At 49.6% G+C, this 21963-nt stretch carries 16 protein-coding genes and 9 pseudogenes; 15 read left to right on the plus strand and 10 right to left on the minus strand.

Translation table 11 applies throughout. The annotated features are described in order from the left end of the window. Positions 1-116: 116 nt before the first annotated feature. The 6 genes and pseudogenes from iroB to AB1E37_RS26350 form a co-directional block, all read right to left on the minus strand. Positions 117-1232, minus strand: coding sequence for a salmochelin biosynthesis C-glycosyltransferase IroB (gene iroB / locus AB1E37_RS26325; RefSeq protein ID WP_004213623.1), 1116 nt, complete (start codon positions 1230-1232; stop codon positions 117-119). Between the two features lie 96 nt (positions 1233-1328). Next, a pseudogene (locus AB1E37_RS26330) lies at positions 1329-1540 on the minus strand (IS110 family transposase); the annotation flags it as partial. A gap of 41 nt (positions 1541-1581) precedes the next feature. Further along, a complete protein-coding gene (locus AB1E37_RS26335) occupies positions 1582-2226 on the minus strand; it encodes a ParB/RepB/Spo0J family partition protein (protein ID WP_004213626.1) in 645 nt (214 codons plus the stop codon). Further along, positions 2211-3443: a phosphoadenosine phosphosulfate reductase gene (locus AB1E37_RS26340; protein ID WP_004213628.1), complete on the minus strand. Its 1233-nt coding sequence runs from the start codon at positions 3441-3443 to the stop codon at positions 2211-2213. The genes AB1E37_RS26335 and AB1E37_RS26340 overlap by 16 nt, the downstream gene beginning before the upstream one ends. Positions 3444-3585: 142 nt before the next feature. Next, positions 3586-3792, minus strand: a pseudogene (locus AB1E37_RS26345) (IS66 family transposase); the annotation flags it as partial. A 107-nt stretch (positions 3793-3899) separates the two neighbouring features. Further along, positions 3900-4106, minus strand: a pseudogene (locus AB1E37_RS26350) (IS3 family transposase); the annotation flags it as partial. Positions 4107-4330: 224 nt separating this feature from the next. On the opposite strand from AB1E37_RS26350, the gene fecI reads away from it, so the two are divergent. From fecI to AB1E37_RS26395, 9 genes and pseudogenes are all read left to right on the plus strand, one after another. Beyond that, positions 4331-4852 (plus strand): ferric citrate uptake sigma factor FecI, encoded by a 522-nt coding sequence (gene fecI, locus AB1E37_RS26355; RefSeq protein WP_004213635.1) that lies wholly within the window; start codon positions 4331-4333, stop codon positions 4850-4852. Continuing rightward, positions 4849-5802, plus strand: a pseudogene (gene fecR, locus AB1E37_RS26360) (ferric citrate uptake sigma factor regulator FecR). The gene fecI and the pseudogene fecR overlap by 4 nt, the downstream one beginning before the upstream one ends. An 86-nt stretch (positions 5803-5888) precedes the next feature. Further along, complete coding sequence (gene fecA, locus AB1E37_RS26365; RefSeq protein WP_004213640.1) at positions 5889-8015, plus strand: TonB-dependent Fe(3+) dicitrate receptor FecA; 2127 nt, start codon at positions 5889-5891, stop codon at positions 8013-8015. A gap of 74 nt (positions 8016-8089) precedes the next feature. Next, positions 8090-8215: pseudogene (locus tag AB1E37_RS26370) on the plus strand (Fe3+-citrate ABC transporter substrate-binding protein); the annotation flags it as partial. A 174-nt stretch (positions 8216-8389) separates the two neighbouring features. After that, complete coding sequence (locus AB1E37_RS26375) at positions 8390-8611, plus strand: DUF2188 domain-containing protein (RefSeq protein WP_004213643.1); 222 nt, start codon at positions 8390-8392, stop codon at positions 8609-8611. Between the two features lie 97 nt (positions 8612-8708). Then, a pseudogene (locus AB1E37_RS26380) lies at positions 8709-9212 on the plus strand (DUF4113 domain-containing protein); the annotation flags it as partial. Positions 9213-9312: 100 nt separating this feature from the next. Beyond that, on the plus strand, positions 9313-9756 hold the full coding sequence (locus AB1E37_RS26385; protein ID WP_004026357.1) for an antitoxin Xre/MbcA/ParS toxin-binding domain-containing protein: 444 nt from the start codon (positions 9313-9315) through the stop codon (positions 9754-9756). Beyond that, the gene (locus AB1E37_RS26390; RefSeq protein ID WP_004026354.1) at positions 9753-10223 is read left to right on the plus strand and encodes an RES family NAD+ phosphorylase; all 471 of its coding nucleotides are present in this window, start codon (positions 9753-9755) and stop codon (positions 10221-10223) included. Before AB1E37_RS26385 ends, AB1E37_RS26390 begins: the two co-directional genes overlap by 4 nt. A gap of 482 nt (positions 10224-10705) precedes the next feature. Continuing rightward, positions 10706-11403, plus strand: a protein-coding gene (locus tag AB1E37_RS26395; protein WP_223175001.1) for an IS1-like element IS1A family transposase whose coding sequence is annotated in 2 segments (ribosomal slippage) — positions 10706-10955 and positions 10955-11403 — 699 coding nt in all. Because the reading frame shifts where the segments join, the coding sequence is not laid out codon by codon here. 1062 nt (positions 11404-12465) lie between these two features. Here AB1E37_RS26395 and AB1E37_RS26400 read toward each other — a convergent pair. Next, positions 12466-12714 (minus strand): annotated as a pseudogene (locus AB1E37_RS26400) (integrase core domain-containing protein); the annotation flags it as partial. A gap of 77 nt (positions 12715-12791) precedes the next feature. Here AB1E37_RS26400 and AB1E37_RS26405 point away from each other — a divergent pair. Then, a protein-coding gene (locus AB1E37_RS26405) for an IS3 family transposase (protein ID WP_105002552.1) occupies positions 12792-13903 on the plus strand; the annotation gives its coding sequence in 2 pieces (ribosomal slippage) (positions 12792-13053 and positions 13053-13903; 1113 coding nt in all). Between the two features lie 366 nt (positions 13904-14269). Here AB1E37_RS26405 and AB1E37_RS26410 read toward each other — a convergent pair. After that, positions 14270-15112: a hypothetical protein gene (locus AB1E37_RS26410; protein ID WP_053065109.1), complete on the minus strand. Its 843-nt coding sequence runs from the start codon at positions 15110-15112 to the stop codon at positions 14270-14272. Positions 15113-15302: 190 nt separating this feature from the next. Then, the gene (locus AB1E37_RS26415; protein WP_105002553.1) at positions 15303-16298 is read right to left on the minus strand and encodes an IS110 family transposase; all 996 of its coding nucleotides are present in this window, start codon (positions 16296-16298) and stop codon (positions 15303-15305) included. 623 nt (positions 16299-16921) lie between these two features. Between AB1E37_RS26415 and AB1E37_RS26420 the strand changes: the two genes are divergently transcribed. The 5 genes and pseudogenes from AB1E37_RS26420 to AB1E37_RS26440 form a co-directional block, all read left to right on the plus strand. Continuing rightward, a complete protein-coding gene (locus tag AB1E37_RS26420) occupies positions 16922-18160 on the plus strand; it encodes an IS110 family transposase (protein WP_065809528.1) in 1239 nt (412 codons plus the stop codon). Between the two features lie 427 nt (positions 18161-18587). Further along, positions 18588-19361 (plus strand): lysine/arginine/ornithine ABC transporter substrate-binding protein, encoded by a 774-nt coding sequence (locus AB1E37_RS26425; protein ID WP_048265027.1) that lies wholly within the window; start codon positions 18588-18590, stop codon positions 19359-19361. 27 nt (positions 19362-19388) lie between these two features. Beyond that, positions 19389-20099 (plus strand): ABC transporter permease, encoded by a 711-nt coding sequence (locus tag AB1E37_RS26430; protein ID WP_023345556.1) that lies wholly within the window; start codon positions 19389-19391, stop codon positions 20097-20099. A gap of 2 nt (positions 20100-20101) precedes the next feature. Continuing rightward, a pseudogene (locus tag AB1E37_RS26435) lies at positions 20102-20784 on the plus strand (ABC transporter permease). 54 nt (positions 20785-20838) lie between these two features. Further along, positions 20839-21555 (plus strand): annotated as a pseudogene (locus AB1E37_RS26440) (amino acid ABC transporter ATP-binding protein); the annotation flags it as partial. A 29-nt stretch (positions 21556-21584) separates the two neighbouring features. Here AB1E37_RS26440 and AB1E37_RS26445 read toward each other — a convergent pair. Further along, positions 21585-21963 (minus strand): FCD domain-containing protein (locus AB1E37_RS26445; RefSeq protein ID WP_367777118.1); only part of this gene is annotated, 379 nt, incomplete at its 5' end.

The following is a 21963-nucleotide window of genomic DNA, read 5'->3' on the forward strand; positions in this document are numbered from 1 at the left end:
CGATCCGAGCTGGATCGCTCCGAAAAAAAAGCGCCAGCGCGATCCGGTCCCGCATTGTTACGGGCGTATAACTCTAGGATGCGTGCTGGCGTATGATCGTCATGACGGTGTGGTGGCTACCCTTTCTGTACCATCGCGATCAGGTTTTTCGCCACTTCGCTTGGGCAGGGTAGCGTCGCCATTTCCGCCGCTACCTCTTCAGAGGCGTCGCGAAGTGCGCGATTGTCGAGGAAAGCATTGATCATGTTGCTTGACAGGCCGCCGTCGCCGGGGATGATCCCGCAGCCACGCTCGACAACAACGCGGGCATTTACCGGGCGATCAGCACCCTGGCCGAAGACGATCTGTGGAATACCGGCGTGTAGCGCTGTCAGAGTATTGCCTGCGCCGCCATGATGAATGAAGCCATCTGCGCCGTTCAGGAAGGCCCCCATGGGTATCCAGTCGACCAAGCGGACATTTGACGGTAGCGAGCGTAGATCGGACCGCGCATTGGCCGGAAGATGCAGGATAATCTCGGCATCGACTTCACTGGCGGAATCCAACACCCAGGTGATCAATTCAAGGCCGTCGACCATCGGTTTGACGGTGCCGAGACTCACCAGCAGACGTTTACGATCGGGCTTCCTCTCCCACCATGGTTCCCACACCGCGCCGCCGTTGTACGGGACGTACTGCATAGGAATAATGGGTTCGCCGTCGTTTTCAAGAATGCTCATGCTCGGCGGTGCTACGTCGATCCAGGCCATATCGCGCGGTGCGGCCCCGACGCCGTGGCGATGATACGTGTCCGCAAGCGAACGCGTTACGCCTTTGATATGCCAGGGCGTATGGCCGAAGCCGACGGTTTGCATCACGACCGGGATATCGTATTTGGCCGCAATCAGCGGCCCGATGACTCCGAGCGGAGGGTAGATGATGAGATCGGGCCGCCAGTGTCCGGCGAACTCCACCAGGTGGTCGGCCATCTCTTCGCTGAAGAATGAGAAGTTTCCCATTTTGGTGCCGATGTGACTTTCTTTCCGCAGAGCTTCATGGCGGCAATAGCCAGCTTCGGAATCTAAGCCTGGTGCGGCATCAAACGCCACCAATCCCGCCTCTGCTGCTTTTTTGACGAATTTTCCTCCGCTGGCGATCAGCACTTCATGGCCGTTAACGCGAAACGCCTGTGCCAGAGATAGCACAGGATACAATAGCCCATAGAGAGGAGGACCTATAAATAAAATACGCATAAGAAAATCCCTCTTTTAACGCTCCTGTATACTATGGCAGGAAACCAAAAAACACAGATGATAATGATTATCATTTGTGTTTTGATTTTGCAATGGTAATAGTTTTATTTGGGATGCAAGTGCCGTTGCCATCAATGCATTTGCCTCGATGACAGTTTTATCTGTGGTCAGGGGAATAGCGCTGGCAATACTTGCAAGCCGCTGTTCGGTATATGCAACAGCAGGACCACCTTTAGCATTCATAAAATGACGGACAGTATCGCTGCTAGCCCGTTTGAGTTGTTGCAGACTCTCGGCCAGCGAATGATTACAGTCTCTTTTTGACCACAACAAACCATATTTAACAGAATCAGCGAACCGTCCATGCCGGACTGAAATCCTCTTCCTGAAACAGTTCTGTCAGTCCGCTAATCTGTTTCAGCCTCAGCACTTCATCTTGGTCCATGCCCAACTCAGTGCCAATGCGTTGATCTGTCCAACCCAGACGCGAAAGGTCTCTTACAATATCAGACATTGAGGTTATCTGGTGCTTCCCCCTGGCCCGGTTATGTCGAATGGTAGCAGCAATGCGTGCGGCCTGTCCCTTTCTCTCCGGATTAATACAGGCTACAGGCAGCCAGCCCTTCAGGCGTTTCCCTGTATCTGATTCCCTGCCCAGTAACTGACGATGAAAACCATCCACCACCAGATAATGGCTCTTATCTTCTGACACCACCACCGGTTGTGTGAAACCATCTTTCTCCAGTGACTGCTTCAGCAGTCTCTTCTCACCCGGAGCCATGACATTGGGATTGTAATCGTTGGCCACCACCTCATCCGCTTTCACCCACAGCACACAGTCCACAGGCTCCTGTGCAAAAGGGCTGACCTCATGCAGCACCCTGCGCAGATGATTAAGGGCTTGTATGGTTTCTTCTTCACTTCGTGCCTGACTGAAGTACTGACGAATAATGTTGCTCAGTACCTCCACCTCCGGTATCACAGAATCCCCCATTCCTTTCTCCTTTCCTTCATACGCTGCAGATAACGTTCATAGTGCCGAGGTTTGTTCGGGCTGAAGGAGAGGGACCGGCACCAGAAATCATTCTTTATGAGAGTCTTACAGATTCGTCGCCAGGACGGGATATCCCTGCACCCCAAATCATTCTCCTGTTCATCCGGGATGTCATCCGGAAACCCCTTAGTCTGATACCAGCGCAGGTAGACAGCAATTTTGTTACGGTAATGTTCTGCCGTTCTTTCCGGCATCACATCCAGCAGGAACATCGCGTAACTGCGCCAGGTGTGATGAACTGGCTTTGTGATACGCTTACGCAGAGCAAAATAAGCACCGCTTTCATTGGCATAAAGAGCACCACTGGCAGCCCCGGACACCCGCTCACACATCCTAGCCCAGGTTTCCGGCTCCAGAACATGATAAAGCCACAGTCCTTTACGCTGTTCCGGGCCAAAAGGCTCACAGACACGCATGTCGCGTAACGGCACACCTGCACGGTACATCAAATCATACAGAGGATTGTAGATGGCACGGGTTTTGGCGTTATATATCCAGATATCACGGGATTTCCAGTCATACAACGGGTACATAGTGTAGTAAAAACCTTCAGGCGACGCCGTGGTCCAGGGTTTATCATCGGCATATCTCAGTTTACGCCGGGACACCAGTCCCATAAAGCGGTTAAGGGATTCATCCGCCCGGACACCAATCAGTATTGCCACTGCACACCGGTTTCCGGTAAACCAAGAAGAAAATGCCGGAACAAATTCTTCAAAGGTCATGGCATACCGGTAAAAGGGAAAATATGCCATATCTGTAATGGCATATTCCGGTGGCTGACGAACCCACGCCACACCGGGTTCCCAGCATATCCACTCCGGCTGAAACTGAGAGACACCGTTTACCGTGGTCAGGGGAAGAGCCACCCAGTAAAAGGTGTCCGTCACATCCCGGTACATATCCTGCATCTTCTGAATATGTTCAATGGTGCACTGGTACTGGGCTTCCCAGTCAATGAACAGTACAGAGAAACGGCGTTTTCTCCTGCGGGCCACCTCTGCCACAAGATGGAGAAGCACAGTGGAATCCTTACCACCAGAAAAAGACAAACAGACAGAAGAGAATGTCTCAAACAACCACTCAATACGGCGAATGGCCGCGCACAGGACATTCTTACCCGTCAGGATTTTTTCCGCAGAAAAATCACTGTTCATTCCCCCTCCTCAGATAGCGCTGTATACCCCGGAAAACAGCAGAAATATATTCTCTGAACAGACTCAGAGAGTAACATTCTGATGTGATACAGTGGCAGATGTTCGCAGTATTTAGCTGGGTCTCAACCCGTTCAACCTCAAGACGCAGTTTTTCTATCTGGGCCCACAGATGTTCTACTTCCCGTGCATCTTCTTCGGGCTTTTCTTCGGCATGGGTCAGCACAGAGCGCAGAAAGGCCTCCGTCTCTTCAACCTGACTCAGTTTCTGGTCTTTCTGACGGAGGGCTTCACCCTGCTCAGAGAGCAGCCTTTCCAGCTCAGCGATGCGAATGAGGTATTTCTGACTCATGACCGTTTTTATAATGCGGTCATGAGTTTTTTACAACATTGTCAGTACATTAAGGTGGGGGATTTTCGGGGCCAGCTTATAGAGGTGCATTGTAGTGGATCACAAAATCAAGACACCTGCATAGCCTCTTTCCATTGATTTTCATATTCATAGGGTGATAACCCGCCATTAAATGTGTGGGGGCGATGCTGGTTGTAGTAGTGTATCCAGACGGTGATATCCTGCATCATCTGTCGGATATCACTGTAGCCACCCACCGGTATCCATTCACTCTTCAGGCTCTTGAACACCCGTTCCATCGGTGAGTTATCCAAATACTTGCTGGCACTGGAAGCGCGAAAGTCGCCCTTACTGAAGCCATAAAAAGCTTGTCTAATGTCTCAGGGCGTGAAGCAGTCCCTTGCCCATCTCATAACATTTACTAAAAAAAACAACAGATTAAAAAAAATCAAAAACATGCAATTTTATCTCCAATTGTAATGATAACCATTCTCATATTAATATAGGCGCGTGATAATTAACTTTTGATGCACTCCGCATGTCTGACAGCGCCACTACCATTGCTTCCTTGACGCTCGAGTCGCTTTATGGCTCACATCACGACTGGCTGAAAAGCTGGCTGACGCGCAAACTCCAGTCGGCCTTTGATGCAGATGACATTGCCCAAGACACTTTTCTGCGGGTAATGGGCAACAACACGCTCTCGACGATCCGCGATCCCCGCTCATTCCTGTGCACCATCGCCAAACGCGTGATGGTCGATTTGTTCCGCCGAAACTCGCTGGAAAAAGCCTATCTAGAGATGCTGGCCCTTATGCCGGAGAGGCTGGCGCCTTCGCCCGAGGAACACGAAAGCCAGCTCGAAACCCTGCAACTCATCGACAGGATGCTTGACGGGTTAAAAGGAAAAACACGTGAAGCGTTTTTGCTTTCACAACTGGATGGTCTGACATATAGCGAGATCGCACTGAAGCTCGGTGTCTCCGTCAGTTCAGTAAAAAAGTATGTGGCAAAGGCAATCGAACATTGTCTGCTGTTTCGTCTGGAGCACGGCCTGTGAACGCGTCTATCACCAATTCTCGCCGCCAGGCATTGCGCTCGGCATCACACTGGTATGCCGTATTGAGCGGCGAGCGCGTCAGTCCGCAGCAGGAAGCACGCTGGCAACAGTGGTATGAAGAGGATAAGGAGCATCAGTGGGCCTGGCAACAGGTTGCAAACCTGCGCAGCCAGCTCAGCCATGTACCGGCCAATGTCGCCAGCCGGGTGCTGCACGATACGCACCTTACCCGTCGTCACGTTTTGAAAGGACTGCTGTTGCTGCTCGGCGTGGGCGGCGGCTGGCAGCTCTGGCAATCCGAAACTGGCGAAGGTCTTCGCGCGGACTACCGCACCGACAAAGGCGCGGTCAGCCATCAGCTGCTAGAAGATGATTCGCAGCTGACGCTCAACACACAAAGTGCAGCTGACGTTCCTTTTGATGTACATCAGCGCGCTGTCCACCTCTGGTACGGCGAAATTGCTATCACCACCGCAAAAGATGCTCAGCAGCGACCTTTCCGCGTGATGACCCGCTAGGGTCAACTCACCGCGTTAGGCACAGAATTTACCGTCTACTAGCAGGACAACGTCACGCGCGTTGCCGTTCAACAACACGCTGTTGAAGTCTTACTGGCAAACCGTCCGCAGGAAAAAAGCATTGTTAGCGCTGGCGAGAGCCTGCAGTTTAGCGCGTCGGAATTTGGTGCCATAACCTCAACGGATGAGGAAAGCGCCGCATGGACGCAGGGTGTTCTGAGCTTCAGCGACAAACCACTGGGTGAGATGATTGCCACGCTGAGCCGTTATCGCAATGGCGTGCTACGCTGTGATCCAGCAGTGGCCGGACTGCGCCTGAGTGGAACCTTCCCGCTGAAAAATACTGATGCCATCCTGAATGTTATCGCTAAGACACTTACAGTTAAAATTCAGTTGGTTACGCAATGCTTGGTCAATATTTCTGCCGTATAAGAAAAATAATTCTCATTTCCATTGTCCTTTTTCCCCTTCTCGTTCGACTAATAGATAAACACAACAAAAATGATGATGGAGAAGGTATGACGACTTTACGTGTTTTTCGCAAAACAACACCTTTGGTTTACACAATTCGCCTGAGCCTGCTGCCGCTGGCCGGGTTATCGTTATCCGCCTTCGCAACGCAGGTTGATATCGCACCGGGTTCGCTCGACAAAGAAGATGTCCTGACCGTGGTGGGCGACTGGCTAGGGGATGCGCGCGAAAACGACGTTTTCGAACATGCTGGCGCGCGTGACGTTATCCGCCGTGAGGATTCCGCCAAAACCGGCGCGACGACCATTCGCGATGTGCTGAATCGCATCCCTGGTGTCACTGCCCCGGAAAACAACGGCACCGGCAGCCACGATCTGGCGATGAACTTTGGTATTCGCGGCCTGACTCCGCGCCTTGCCAGCCGTTCAACCGTACTGATGGACGGTATTCCCGTACCGTTTGCCCCTTACGGCCAGCCACAGCTTTCACTGGCGCCTGTCTCACTCGGGAATATGGACGCCATCGACGTGGTACGCGGCGGTGGTGCGGTGCGTTACGGGCCGCAGAGCGTGGGCGGTGTGGTGAACTTTGTCACCCGCACCATTCCGCAAGACTTCGGCATCGAAGCCGGCGTGGAAGGCCAGCTCAGCCCGACGTCCTCACAAAATAACCCAAAAGAGACTCACAATCTGATGGTGGGCGGCACGGCGGATAACGGTTTTGGTACCGCCCTGCTTTACTCCGGCACTCGCGGCAGCGACTGGCGCGAGCACAGCGCAACGCGCATCGACGACCTGATGCTGAAAAGCAAATATGCGCCGAACGAGGTGCATACCTTCAACAGCCTGCTGCAATACTACGACGGTGAAGCCGACATGCCCGGCGGCCTGTCTCGCGCGGATTACAACGCCGACCGCTGGCTGTCCACGCGCCATTACGATCGTTTCTGGGGGCGTCGCAAGCTGGCAAGCCTCGGCTATCAGTTCCAGCCGGACAGCCAGCATAAATTCAATATTCAGGGCTTCTACACCGAAACCCTGCGCAGTGGCTACCTAGAACAGGGCAAACACATCACCCTTTCACCGCGTAACTACTGGGTACGCGGCATTGAACCGCGCTACAGCCAGAGTTTTATGGTCGGCCCGAGCGCACACGAGGTGGGCGTCGGTTACCGGTATGTGAATGAATCCACGCACGAAATGCGTTACTACACCGCCACCAGCAGCGGGCAGCTACCGTCCAGCTCAAGCCCGTACAATCGTGACACCCGTTCCGGTACCGAAGCGCATGCCTGGTATCTGGATGACGAAATCGACATTGGCAACTGGTCGATCACCCTAGGTATGCGCTTTGAACATATCGAGTCATACCAGAACAACGCCATCAAAGGCACGCATAAGGAAGTGAGCTACAACGCCCCACTTCCGGCGTTAAACGTTCTCTATCACCTCACTGACAGCTGGAATCTTTATGCAAACACCGAAGGCTCGTTCGGCACCGTACAGTACAGCCAAATTGGCAAGGCTGTGCAAAGCGGCAATGTGGAACCGGAAAAAGCACGAACTTGGGAGCTCGGAACCCGATATGACGATGGCGCGCTGACGGCAGAAATGGGGCTGTTCCTGATTAACTTTAATAATCAGTACCACTCCAACCAGACCAACGACACCGTGACCGCACGGGGTAAAACGCGCCATACCGGGTTGGAAACCCTGGTCCGCTATGACCTCGGCACGCTGACGCCCACGCTCGATAACGTCTCCGTCTATGCAAGCTATGCGTACGTAAATGCCGAGATCCGCGAGAAAGGCGACACCTATGGCAACCAAGTACCGTTCTCGCCGAAACACAAAGGCACGCTGGGCGTGGATTACAAGCTAGGCAGTTGGACGTTCAACCTGAACAGCGATTTCCAGTCCAGCCAGTTTGCGGATAACGCCAACACTGTTAAAGAGAGCGCCGATGGCAGTACCGGCCGCATCCCCGGATTCATGCTCTGGGGCGCGAGCGTGGCGTATGACTTTGGTCCGCAGATGGCAGACCTGAACCTTGCGTTCGGCGTGAAAAATATCTTCGACCAGGATTATTTCATCCGCTCTTACGACGACAACAACAAAGGCATCTACGCAGGTCAGCCGCGCACGCTGTATATGCAGGGGGCGTTGAAGTTCTAAACCCCGGTTGCCCGGCCTGTATTCTGTTTTTGCAGGTCGGGTAAGCGAAGCACCACCCGATACAGGCAATTCATATGTACACACCATTACGTACACTTTTCGCAGCTCTGCTGCTGGTCACCAGCCACGCTTTTTCCGCCACGGTTCAGGACGAAAATGGCACCTTTACGTTTGATAAAACACCACTGCGGATTTTCCTTAACATACTGATATTAATTGCATTAATTTAACCAACGGAGGGCAGCGCCTCCGCAAGATGTTTCTGTATTTTTGTTGAAAACAGGAAATGTGACTCATCACAAATGAAACGCAATATATAGTGTTTATTATTTAATATGGCACCACATGGTGTCGAACACTTGTCAGGAAACCTCATGGGAAAGAACCAACATGTTGTACCGCACAATGGTGAGTGGGCTGTACGTGGAGAGGGTAATGAACGGGTAACATCTACCCATCGTACACAACAGGAAGCAATAGATGCGGCTCGTTCAATCTCCCGCAATCAGGAAAGTGAACTGGTTATTCATCGACCAAATGGACAAATCAGGGATAGAGACTCCTATGGAAAAGATCCATTCCCCCCTAAAGGATGAGAAGTGAGGAAAAAAAAGAGGCTATGCAGCCTCTTTTTTCTATCAATTTCAATAGAAAGCTTTTAATGAGCACAATCTTTTTCTTGATGTTTCGGGGCGTATAACAACGTATGAATCCATGCGCTAGGCAATTTGCCAGTATGCTGAACGTGCTGCGGAAAAATTGCGCCAGGAACGTCAGTACTGCGGTCAGGTATCAGCTTTCATAAAAACCTCGCCTTTTTCAAAACATGAACCCTATTACAGCAAAGTCTCCAGCGAACAGCTCTGCATTCCATCACGTGATACGCGGGACATTATCGCGGCGGCGGGCCGGGCTCTGGATAAAATCTGGAAAGACGGACATAACTATGCAAAGGCAGGTGTCATGCTCAACGATTTCCGTCCCTGCGGAGTTACCCAGCTATCGTTATTTGATGAAGGGAGGTCGTATGCAAACAGTGACGCGCTCATGAACGTACTGGATACGATAAACAACTCAGGCAAAGGCAAAGTATGGTTTGCCGGTCGTGGCATCGCACCGGCGTGGTCAATGAAGAGAGATATGCTCTCTCCAGCCTACACAACGAGGTGGGACTCGATACCGATCGCTACCCTCTGAGGTATCGCAATCAGGAAAAATGCCTTCCGTCTGCTGGTGGTTGATATTTGCTCTAGTGTTACCATTTGGGTATAATGTAAGAACCAAATGGAGGTTAGCTATGAAAACATTTAGTTTGTCCTCAACTCCAGCCAGACCACAGCGCCTCTGGCAGGTTGCCGGGTTAAATAATGCTGATGGCGTAGCGCTTCTGGGCCAAATCAATGAAGGCCTGGACGGGAAGGTGGCGAATCGGATCACTGACTGGGCCAGAATAACCCAGAATGACCTGAGAAAAATGTCCGGTATCCCGTCGACCACGTTTAGCCGCAGTGTGAAGGCACGTTTTAACCCGGAACAAAGTGAACGTCTGGTACGGATTATCCGCGTCATTGATCGGGCGGTAGATTTGTTTGAAGGCGACAAGGAAGCCGCACAGAAGTGGTTGAACGAACCTAACCGGGCATTGAGCTGGAAAGTGCCAGCAGACCTGATGGCATCCGAGACAGGAGCGTATGAGGTCATTAAGCTGATTACGCGTCTGGAGCATGGGGTGTACTCGTGATCCTCTACAGGCTGACGAAAACAAAGTATCTTTCTACGGCCTGGACCGGATATGGTGCGAAAGAGGCTGGTGGGCGTTGGAATAGCGTGGGGGTGTCAATGGTATATGTCTCCGAAACGGCATCACTAACGATGCTGGAGACGCTGGTACACCTGCATGCGGCACAGATAATGGACTCTTTCACGCTACTGAGTATCGATGTGCCTGATGAACTGATCCAAAGCGCAAACATGGATGAATTACCGGGCAACTGGGCTGATGAGGATGCGCCTCAGGAACTGGCTGATTACGGAGATGCCTGGTCATTTACCAGGAGCTCGGTTGCACTGCGTGTTCCCTCAGCCTTATCGCCGGTAGAGTTCAACTATCTGTTAAATCCTGAGCACCCTGAGTTTTACGGGATCGTGCAGAAGGCTCAACAGATACCGTTCCGGTTTGATAGTCGTCTTAAACCTGACAGGAAGTGAAGCAAGAGAGGATAGGGCGCTGTCATGATGCCTGGCGCTCCTGCCCGGTGTCACATAAAAACCACCAGCGGCGGGATGCCTTTGGGAAGTGTCTATACATCGAACTAAAAATATATCTTTTCGCAATTGTCGGCCAACTAATTGAATTTTTGGGGAAAGCCAAAGAAGGTAAACAATCAGAAAAAGAAATATGTGCTATTGCTCAGGCTGGACTCGGACAGGCTTGTCCGAATTGAAAAACATTGGGCGTTTACTAACTGCGATTGAGTGACAGAAATAATATCACATTCCGTAAACATTGGAAGTTTATGGGATGAGCAAAGCAGAAAAGTAACTTTTTATGCCGTACTCATCACGATGAAACAATGAATTGCAACCCTTCTCATGCTGGTGGGCTTTCTTGACTTGGCTCGATAACAATGCAGGGGGTGATGCTGCCAACTTACTGATTTAGTGTATGATGGTGTTTTTGAGGTGCTCCAGTGGCTTCTGTTTCTATCAGCTGTCCCTCCTGTTCAGCTACTGACGGGGTGGTGCGTAACGGCAAAAGCACTGCCGGACATCAGCGCTATCTCTGCTCTCACTGCCGTAAAACATGGCAACTGCAGTTCACTTACACCGCTTCTCAGCCCGGTACGCACCAGAAAATCATTGATATGGCCATGAATGGCGTTGGATGTCGGGCAACCGCCCGCATTATGGGCGTTGGCCTCAACACGATTTTACGTCACTTAAAAAACTCAGGCCGCAGTCGGTAACCTCGCGCATACAGCCGGGCAGTGACGTCATCGTCTGCGCGGAAATGGACGAACAGTGGGGCTATGTCGGGGCTAAATCGCGCCAGCGCTGGCTGTTTTACGCGTATGACAGGCTCCGGAAGACGGTTGTTGCGCACGTATTCGGTGAACGCACTATGGCGACGCTGGGGCGTCTTATGAGCCTGCTGTCACCCTTTGACGTGGTGATATGGATGACGGATGGCTGGCCGCTGTATGAATCCCGCCTGAAGGGAAAGCTGCACGTAATCAGCAAGCGATATACGCAGCGAATTGAGCGGCTTAACCTGAATCTGAGGCAGCACCTGGCACGGCTGGGACGGAAGTCGCTGTCGTTCTCAAAATCGGTGGAGCTGCATGACAAAGTCATCGGGCATTATCTGAACATAAAACACTATCAATAAGTTGGAGTCATTACCGGCTCCTGATTATTGATACTTTTATAGTACTGTGAGCCTGAGGACAATTTTTCCTTTAAAAGGGTGAAATCGCTATTTAACTATTTTTTTTACCGGGCACGAAAGGATAAAAACCGTAGTTGTCCTGCAAAAGCATCCAATTATGGAAAAACTATGAATGCAACATGTTGACGAGAAAATCTGATGGAAAAAGTTTACCTGTCTGGTATTGTCAGGAAAACCGGCAAAGGATTCAACTAACCAGGGGTGGTTTGTTGAATATGGAGCAGTAGCAGCCCCTTTGCCGGTTTGTCATCCTTTCATGCCTGCATCACTTTCCTTCCTGCTACCTGAAGACATCCACATACGATCTGCAAAAAAGAAGCCCACGTTTCGTTATGGGAGTGAACTACTTTTTTCACGAAAAGGGTCTCTCTGGGTGCACAATCCGTGACACTGTCACTTTCAGATGTAAGTGATCTAATATTATTGGATATAGTCACAATAGTAAATGTCAATAGCGATAAAATAACAGAAATTGATTATAAAATTGATACTTATTAAATAAAACAGAGTTTCAATATGTCGCTATAAAAACAATAAAAATGTATGGATTCAGGAATAATGAGAAATATGCTCATATTTTCATCGCTTCAAGAGGTATGCAACATCCTAGTTACAGTTCGAATAATAACGATTATTCCATGTGTTAATGTAATGTTAATCTCCAAAATGGAAGTAACCGGCTTATAAATCAGTCCAAAAGTTACTTTTCGAGTGGTTTTCGCTCAGGTTGCGCTACGCGAAATCTGAAGAAAATCGGAGGGGTGAGTACCTCAGATTTCACGTAGCGTGCGGCGAAGTTAAATAAAATATTCGGATGATTTCTGTCCGGTTAATGGGTCAATATTAAAATCCCAGGATGAAGAACATCAGGGCAGAAGCCCTTTACGCCGCAAAAGCTACTTTTATCTTTTGGTTGGGGTGACCCTGGCCCAAATTCAGTACAGTGCTAAATCAGAGATCTTCGTCTTTCTGACCTTGGCCCAAAATCAGTGCAGTGCTAAATCAGAGATCTTCGTCTTTCCGGAGACTTCGGATGAATTCAGCCGGAGTCATGTCATTTAATGATGAATGCGTTCTCTCATGATTATATTCCCTGCGCCAGTTGTCGAGTTTGTCCTGCGCATCTTCCAGCGAGAGAAACCAGTGAATGTTCAGGCATTCATCCCGCAGACTGCCGTTAAATGATTCAATAAACGGGTTATCCGTTGGTTTTCCGGGGCGGGAGAAGTCCATTGTGACCCCGTGCTCATGTAAGCATCCCGGTAAAGCGGACCATTCACATTTAGAGATCTTCCTGCATACTGATTATGTTCCTGGAGGAGATCGCCATGCGCAAAGCCCGATTCACCGAACACCAGATCATCGCCGTTCTGAAGTCCGTCGAAGCCGGACGCACCGTCAAAGATGTGTGCCGCGAAGCCGGGATTTCTGAGGCCTCGTACTACAACTGGAAAGCGAAGTTCGGCGGTATGGAAGCCTCTGATATCAAAAAGATGAAGGACCTCGAAGATGAAAACCGCCGGTTGAAACAGATGTTTGCGGACCTGAGCCTCGAGTGCCGCGCATTGAAAGACGTTATTGAAAAAAAGCTTTAAAACCAGCGATAAAGCGTGAGCTGGTCAGCTATCTGACCGCGCAGTTTGCCATGAGCTTACGCCAGGCATGCAGGATATTGTCGCTGAGCAGGACGGTATTTCGTTATCAGCCGGATACGCAACGTGATGAGTCAGTCATTATGGCGCTGACCGTGGCGGCTGAACGCTATTCGCGATACGGATTAAAAAAGCTTTTTCAGGTCCTTCGCAGGCAGGGCAACGCCTGGAACCATAAGCGCGTTCACCGGATTTACTGCCTGCTGAAACTGAATTTTCGCCGTAAGGGAAAACAGTGCCTGCTGGTGCGCAATCCGGCTCCGCTGGCGACGCCAGAGGCGATGAACCAGAGCTGGTCCATCGATTTTATGCACGATGCGCTGGTGTGTGGCAGACGTTTCAGGACCTTCAATGTGGTGGATGATTATAAACGGGAAGCGCTGGCGATCGAAATTGACCTGAATATCCCGGCGCAGCGGGTTGTCAGAGTGCTGGCCAGGATCGTGGCAAACCGCGGATATCCGCTGAAGATGCGGATGGATAACGGTCCGGAGCTGGTCTCGCTGACGCTGGCACAATGGGCAGAAGAGCATGGTGTGATGCTGGAGTTTATCAGGCCCGGCAAGCCAACACAGAACGCCTTTATCGAACGGTTCAACCGGACATACAGAACAGAAATACTGGATTTTTATCTGTTCAGAACACTGAATGAAGCACGGGAAATTACAGAGCGCTGGCTGGCTGAATATAACGGCGAGCGCCCCCACGAATCCCTGAATAACCTGACGCCGGAAGAATACCGGCTGATGGCTGAAACCCCGGAAATCTCAAAAAGTGCGTGGAACTAAAACGGGTGCGCTTACAATGCCATCACCAATTGTGAACTTCTGCTTCTCGCTCATAGCTGCCCGTCATCCCAGCTCAAAAAGCAGGCTTAACGTAGGATATTTTCCGTTTTCCAAGCGGACTCCAATACATTACTAACATCGCGGTATATTAATCAACGAGGAGCAGGTCAATATGGCCAAGTTTACTGAGCAGTCGCAGCAGCTGACCGGTGCCGCGAGAGCTGAATATCTCGAAATAGGAAGAGCATTCCGTGTGGGCTGTAACTTAAAGATCAGAACTTAAGTGATTAGCAACCTGGGTCAGTTTGGTAAGCGCTAAACGTACAATAATGCCCTATATCCTAACGGCCCCTTTAAACGACTTATTCAACTTAATCGAGGAATAATATCATTTTGAAAAATCTCTAGTGCAGTTTGGCCATTAGGTTTATAGCCTAAGATCCCGCTCAGAGGTTCTAATGAACCTCCGATAGCAATGGTCGTATACTTAATATGGGTTTCTCCAAATGTTGCTATCCGGCACGGGAATGTATTCATCACTTCATACATTGGCCTTAGTTGGCTCTGAATAGCTTTACGAGCAGCATCACCGCTTAAACCGTACATATTTAGGGTGTCATGCTCAATAACGTCTTCAGGTTCCCATTGACCGTTAGTATAATCTGTAACCAATGCTATTTCTGGAAGATACCTATTGACTCCTGGTTGGTACGGTTGCATTTTGATGGTTAAATCTACGATTGCAAAAGGTGGTGCAACAACAATGGCATGTGCTGCTGCCATCCCACTTCCATCGGAGGGTGACCAAAACCAGATGGGCTCAATTTTTGATGACTGAGGGAAATCAATCTTAACCGCTGAATTGGTTACATAACTCCAAATACCCAATTCTTCCAGCATTCGACTCAGCATACTAGACACGTCAACACAAGCTCCAAGTCTTCCATCTTTCTTAATAGCCTTATGTAAGGATTCAGCACAAATTATTATAGATTTCTTCGCCCTTTCTAAGTACTCATCCTCATAATGTTTAGACTCTACATACAAAGCATATTTTTCGAGAAAGCGTGGATCCTTTTTTTCCTGCCTCAAGAAATTAGGATCATCATAAAAACCGGGATTTGAATAATCTATCCCTAGACTTTCAAATTGTGCCACCAATTGTTTTTCAACTTGCTTATTTGAGCCTTTCCAACTAATCCCGTTCATGAGTATCCCTCAGCATGTGTTTGCACTTACATTATCAGCCGATTCTATCACAGGAGAGGTGACCTGCTCCCCATTGCTTAACATGCATCGTAGTAAGTATGCATTCCGAACTTCCGCTGTTCGCTCATAACGGACTGCGCTCACTTATTGCAGTGAGCGTTACCTTGTGTTTAATGCCAGCCTGGTATAGTCAGGTTGACAGTACCGGTTTCAGGTCTTCGTCATTAAAAACGGTTCCGGTCTTCAGGACGCCATAACACCAGTGCACCAGTTTCCGCATCAGCGCGCCAATGGCCACCATTTTAGGTTTACCCCGCAGGCACATCTCATCGTAAATATTACGCATTCGCTTATTGTAGATTTTTCCGCACAGGGCGGACATGTAAAGCTTCGCTCTCAACTGAGGGGGGCCGATTTTCGACATCCGCGGCCGGCGCCGGACCGATGTGCCTGAGCGTTTCTCGATCGGCACCACGCCCAGAAAGGCGGCAGCCTGCTCAGCCGATACAAAGTTATGGCTGCGAAGCACGATCAGCATATGCATCCCCAGCTGGGGACCAACCGATTTAATTGAGGTCAGCAGTGTATAATCACGCCTCAGTGCAGGGCTGGCTTTGATATGTGCTTTTATCTGCCGCTCGATATTACTTATCTCCTCGCGCAGAAGCTGCGCCATACGCCTGCAGGAACTGATAATATCTGCAGGTGTGTCTGTCGACAGGTATTTTTCCAGTCTGTTCTCCTCACGCAGGGCATCACCCAGCAGAACATCCCGCCGTCGCAGGAGTGCACCGAGATATCTGATTTCGGGTGCCGGCGGCTCCCAGCGGTGTGGCTTCTTAAGGAATGCGTAACAGGCCAGCATATACGCATCCACCTTATCCGTTTTTGTCATGATTCCCATGCCACGCGCAAACTCCCGACTACGGTGAGGGTTGGCCAGAGAAACCCGGAAACCGGCATCATGTAATTCAGTGGCCAGCCGTTCGTGATAAACACCGGTAGCTTCCATTACCACATGAACATCTTCCGGACTGCAATGTTGAAGCCTGAGCCAGCGAAGAATATTTTCAACTGAATGTCTGTTATTCTGGATGTTACGGGTTTTTATGCGTCCTTTGATACCGTCATAAAGCATGCAAAGATCCAGGGTGTTTTTACTTACGTCAATGCCGACTGGAAACATGGTCAAACTCCTCTCACATAAACCGTCACGCCTGTTCGCCTTGTACATACGGAGTCGAGCTCCCGGTAACCGTTCAACCTGATGTGCTGGCGTGAAAGGTGAAGCGGAGGGCCATGTGCTGCAAATCAAGGTTCAGCGGTGCCGACTTTTCTGACCTTAAGGGAAGGGGGCGGCTCACTCTGCTTCAGTGGTGGTAGCTAATCACCACAAACTGTTAGATACAAGGGAAGGGGGGGATAGGCAGAACCTGTCAAAACAGCAGCAGGCTGCGCCGGGCGACGGCGCCATTTGCCCGCAGTACTCCATGCAGCTTCAGCTGGCGCCTCCATGCCGCTGACGCGGCATTCAGAAGCTTCCCGATGCTGTAAGTCTTAACGTCTGCTTAGTGCCAGATATAGTCATTCACACCCTGAGAGTTACACTTTTAAGTGATTCAGGGTATGCGCTTATTGGTTACGAATATTGTGCCAGAATCATGTGATTTGATGATTGCCGCTTTGCTTTCGAGCCAGTAAGTGCTCCACGTTCGCTAACGAATACTCAGGGCATGCAGAAAAACTGCTGACTATATTTCTTTCGAAGAGCGTGGAATGCATACCAATCCCCGATAAAAGGAGTTGGTGATGACTGCGAAAGATCAGTTTGCTGCTCATGTTGGCCTGGACTGGGCGGATAAAAAACATGATGTCTGCGTTCAGTTTAAAAACGGTGATCGCATATTCCATGTGATTGAACATACGCCTGAGGCGCTTGATATCTGGCTCAATGAGTTACACCAGAGGGTGAAAGGTAGGATTGCTATTGCCGTTGAGCTGAAGAAAGGCCCGGTGGTGTATGCCCTCCAGAAGTACCCATTTGTCACTGTTTTTCCAATACACGCCTTGTCACTGGCCCGCTACCGACAGGCTTTCTGGCCCAGCGGTGCGAAGGATGACCCGCAGGATGCTAAGCTGGCATTAGACCTGATGCTACGTTATCCCCACAAGATAAAAGCCATTGAAGCCGACAATCCGGATATCCGATTACTCCAGCAATTAGTTGAGCAGCGCCGACTGCTGGTCGAAGACAAGCGTCGCTTTGTTAATCGGCTCATCAACACGCTTAAGCAGTATTACCCCCAGCCCCTGGAATGGTTCTCCCATCGGGACAGCTCACTGTTCTGCGAGCTAATCATTCGCTGGCCGAGCCTGCAACAACTCAAACGGGCTCGCAGCGATACTGTCCGTCATTTTATGAACGCTAAAGGTGGTCCTGCTGTTGCATATACCGAACAGCGGGTTGCAAGTATTGCCAGCGCTATTCCCCTGACCACAGATAAAACTGTCATCGAGGCAAATGCATTGATGGCAACAGCACTTGCATCCCAAATCAAACTGGCAGGCGACCTAATCAGAACCTACGACGAACGTATTGAATCCTTATTCGATACGCTTCCGGATGCAGAACTGTTCAAATCACTCCCTGGGATGGGCCCGTGTATGGGCCCACGGATGCTTGCTGCACTGGGTGATAACCGCGACCGCTTCAACAGCGCAGAAGAAATTCAAAACTACGCTGGTATCGCACCAGTAACCGAGCGAAGTGGTCAAAAATCCTGGGTACACTGGCGTTGGCAGTGCGCAAAGTTCGTCCGACAGACATTCGTGGAATGGACTGCGAAGACGGTTAACTCATCGTACTGGGCCAGACTTTATTACCAGGGCCAGCGAGAAAAAGGGAAATCGCATCAATCAGCTATCCGGGCTCTGGCGTTTAAATGGATAAGGATCATTTACCGTTGTTGGAAGACCAAAACCCGGTACGACGAAGCGAAATACTTGCTGGCACTGGAAGCGCGAAAGTCGCCCTTACTGAAGCCATAAAAAGCTTGTCGAATGTCTCAGGGCGTGAAGCGGACGTTAATATTTTGGAAAATTTATAGTGCTTAACAGCAAAGTGTTGTAGCAAATTCACCTCTAATGACTGTTCCAGTACATAATGGATTGACCAACCGTCTTGTTAAAAACTTAATGGATTTTCCATCTTATCCAGTTCCCGGAAGATTGCTTCGTCCTGTATCGAAGTAACAGATGCGATGAGTAATGATGTAAAGCTGGCAGCAAGCATGGATTGCTCAAGTTGTATATCGAACGTGCACTCTTTTGGGGTTGCTTTGCCTCTGAATGGTGCAAAAGTACGAGAATATTTAAAACCTCCAACTGTGTAATAGCCTTGCACGAACCGATCTTTAAGTGGCACGCCCTTTGCATATTGATATATCAGTATATCAAAACACATAGTGAGGTCGCCATGTCAGTTATTAAAGTTGTTCTTGCAGGGATCATGTTAGTAGCAGGCCTGTCTTCTCAGGCAGCAATGGCTAAGGAATGGAAAGAAATCCGCATTGCTACAGAGGGTACGTATAAACCGTTTAGCTACATTGCCAATGGCAAACTGACAGGCTTTGATGTCGATATTGCTAATGCACTATGCGAAAAGATGAAAGCCAAATGTAACATCGTGTCGCAGGAGTGGGATGGCATGATTCCGGGGCTGATGTCTGGCAAATATGATGCAATCGTGGCAAGTATGTCCATTACCCCTGAGCGTCAGAAGAAGATAGATTTTACTGACAAGTATTACGCCACTCCGGCCCGCTTTATCGCGACTAAAGACAGTGACATACAAGAAACCACACCAGCTTCACTGAAAGGCGTGACTGTTGGTGTGCAGGGCTCGACCTCTCAGGCGACCTATCTCGAGGACAACTTCAAAGATACCGACGTCAAAATGTATAAAACCGTCGACGATGCCAACATGGATCTTGCTAACGGTCGAATCGATCTCGTGTTTTCCGATGCTGCAATCCTCTCTGACTGGATGAAGTCTCCTGAAGGGGCATGCTGCAAATTTGTGGGTGGTGATGTTCGCGATGAAAAATACTTTGGCGTAGGAAAAGGCGTAGGCGTGCGTAAATCCGATGCGGACCTGCGCGATCAGTTCAATGCGGCAATTAAAGCCATTATTGCTGACGGAACCTTCGACCGAATCAACAAGAAATATTTCGACTTTTCGATTAAGTAAAGCCTGTTTGTAAGCAGAAGGTACCGTATGGGTGAATACCTGAATTATCTGTCATTCGGGAATGGAGGATGGGCGAAGCCCATCCTGTCCGGAGCACTGTTAACAATTGAACTTGCGGTTGCAACGCTGCCGTTTGGTCTGGTTATAGGGCTGCTGCTGGCAAGCGGAATGTTAAGCCATAAAAAATGGGTGCAACGATTTTGCATTGCCTATGGCACGATTTTCCGTGCACTTCCGGAGCTCCTGACCATCTTTATTATTTTCTATGGCTCGCAGCTCGCGATTAAGATGGCATGCGATTTTATCGGTTGGGAAACACCACAGATTAATGGTTTTATTGCTGGCCTGATTGCGCTGGGCGTCGTGTTCGCAGCTTTTTCGTGTGAAATCTTTTATACCGCATTAAGAGCAATCCCACAGGGACAATATGAGGCGTCTTACGCGCTGGGATTGTCTGCGAGGACGAGTTACTTCCGCGTAACGCTTCCTCAGTTATGGAGAACCGCTCTGCCGGGTCTTGGCAATGTCTGGCTGGTGCTGCTGAAAGATACCTCGCTGGTTTCCGTCATTGCGCTGTCAGACCTGATGCGACAAACCTATATAGCGGTAAATTCGACAAAAGAGCCTTTTTTCTTTTACGCGCTCGCATGTGCCGTTTATCTGGTATTTTCCTCTGTATCAGGACTCATTCTGAGTTTCCTTGAGCGCAGAGCCAATCGCTTTTACGCCAGGGGGTAAGTATGTTTGAGCTTTTACAGGAATACGGTCCCCGCATGCTGAACGGTCTTGGCATTACCTTTCAGATAGTACTGACATCAGTTTTTGCCGGTGCGATCCTGTCAATGTTAATCCTGATGCTGCGTATGTCTGGCTCATCGATACTGAAGTCAGTTTCTCTTGCTTACATCTACTTTTTCCGTGGCACACCGCTACTGGCCCAGACATTTTTGGTTTACTACGGCGCAGGTCAGTTCAGGCAGAATTACAGGGGCTCGGTTTATGGTGGTTCTTCCGTGAAGCTTACTGGTGTACCGTTTTCACATTTACGCTAAATACAGCGGCATATCAGGCTGAAATCTGGCGCGGTGCGATCCAGTCGGTTCCAGGTGGTCAGCATGAAGCCATTCATGCATTAGGAATGACACGGACCTCCGGTTTTCTGAAAATCATTCTTCCTCAGGCCTCCATTGTCGCGTTGCGCCCTCTGGGAAATGAGCTGGTACTGATGATGAAGTCATCAGCAATCGCCAGCACCATCACGGTTATGGAAGTGATGGGAACCACCGCGCTTGCCTTTTCACGCTCTTTCGATTTCCAGGTTTATTTATGGGCAGCAATTATTTACCTGGCCATTGTAGAAATCATTCGCCGCCTGGTATTGAAAATCAGTAACCGTCTGACAAGACACATGGTCAGGGCCTGAAGGTCCGGAGAATAAAATGACTGATAAAGAAAATCACAAACTTATCGTGCAGCAGTTCATGGCGTCAATAAATGGTATGGCGATTACGCCGCGCTGCGGAATATTGAGCTCTCTGTCAGCAAAGGTGAGATAGTCGTTGTATGCGGCCCGTCCGGAAGCGGGAAATCAACGCTCATTCGCTGTGTGAATGGACTTGAAAAATATCAGGAAGGCAAGCTGGTCGTAAACGGTACCGATTTAGGCGTGACGCGATCAGGTGATGACAAAGTCAGATGTGAAACGGGTATGGTTTTCCAGAACTTCAATCTTTTCCCGCATATGACAGCCCTTGAGAACTGCATGCTGGCTCCCCAGTCGGTATTGAAAGTGTCGAAAAACGAGGCTCATGAGCGTGCAGTTAAATTTCTGAACAAAGTCGGCATGTCTCATAAGATGAGCCACTATCCCAGTCAGCTGTCAGGCGGCCAGCAGCAGCGCGTCGCGATTGCTCGTGCGTTGTGCATGACACCCCAGGTTCTGTTGCTTGATGAACCAACTTCAGCACTCGATCCTGAGATGGTGAAAGAAGTACTGGATGTTATTTTATCACTGGCCGAAAGTGGAATAACCATGATGTGCGTCACACACGAAATGGATTTCGCCAGAAAAGCAGCTGACAGAGTTGTATTTATGGATAAAGGACAAATTATCGAAATTAACTCGCCGGATGAATTCTTTACTAACCCGACATCCGAACGAGCAAGACAATTTATTGGGCAGATATCACATTAATATAAAAAGAGGCGACAGCCTCTTTTTTATTACCCGAGCAAATGACGCAATCCTTTTTTTGAATCCAGACGGGATAAAATGGCATCATCTTTTTCAAAATAATGCCGGTGCTTATCGAGCAGGATCATAAGGCTGTCATATACTTCAAGATTAACAGTCATCAGCTCTTCGGCTGAAGTTTCATCTCCGCGACGAACAGCATGGTACAACGCTTCATGCTCATTGATCACTGATTCATAGTGTTGTTCCACTGTGAAAGCCAGCCTGCGAACCCGATCAAGATGCCCGGTACCACCGTGCAGCGTCAGCCATATTTCTGGCATGTTAGCGCACTTTGCAATCAGCTTGTGAAACTCATCATCCAGTGCAAAGAAATAGCTCGTGTTAGCATTTATAGCCGCGAAGCGC

The sequence above is a fragment of the Klebsiella sp. Shm-1 genome, assembly GCF_040804525.1.
Taxonomy (GTDB): Bacteria; Pseudomonadota; Gammaproteobacteria; order Enterobacterales; family Enterobacteriaceae; genus Klebsiella; species Klebsiella pneumoniae.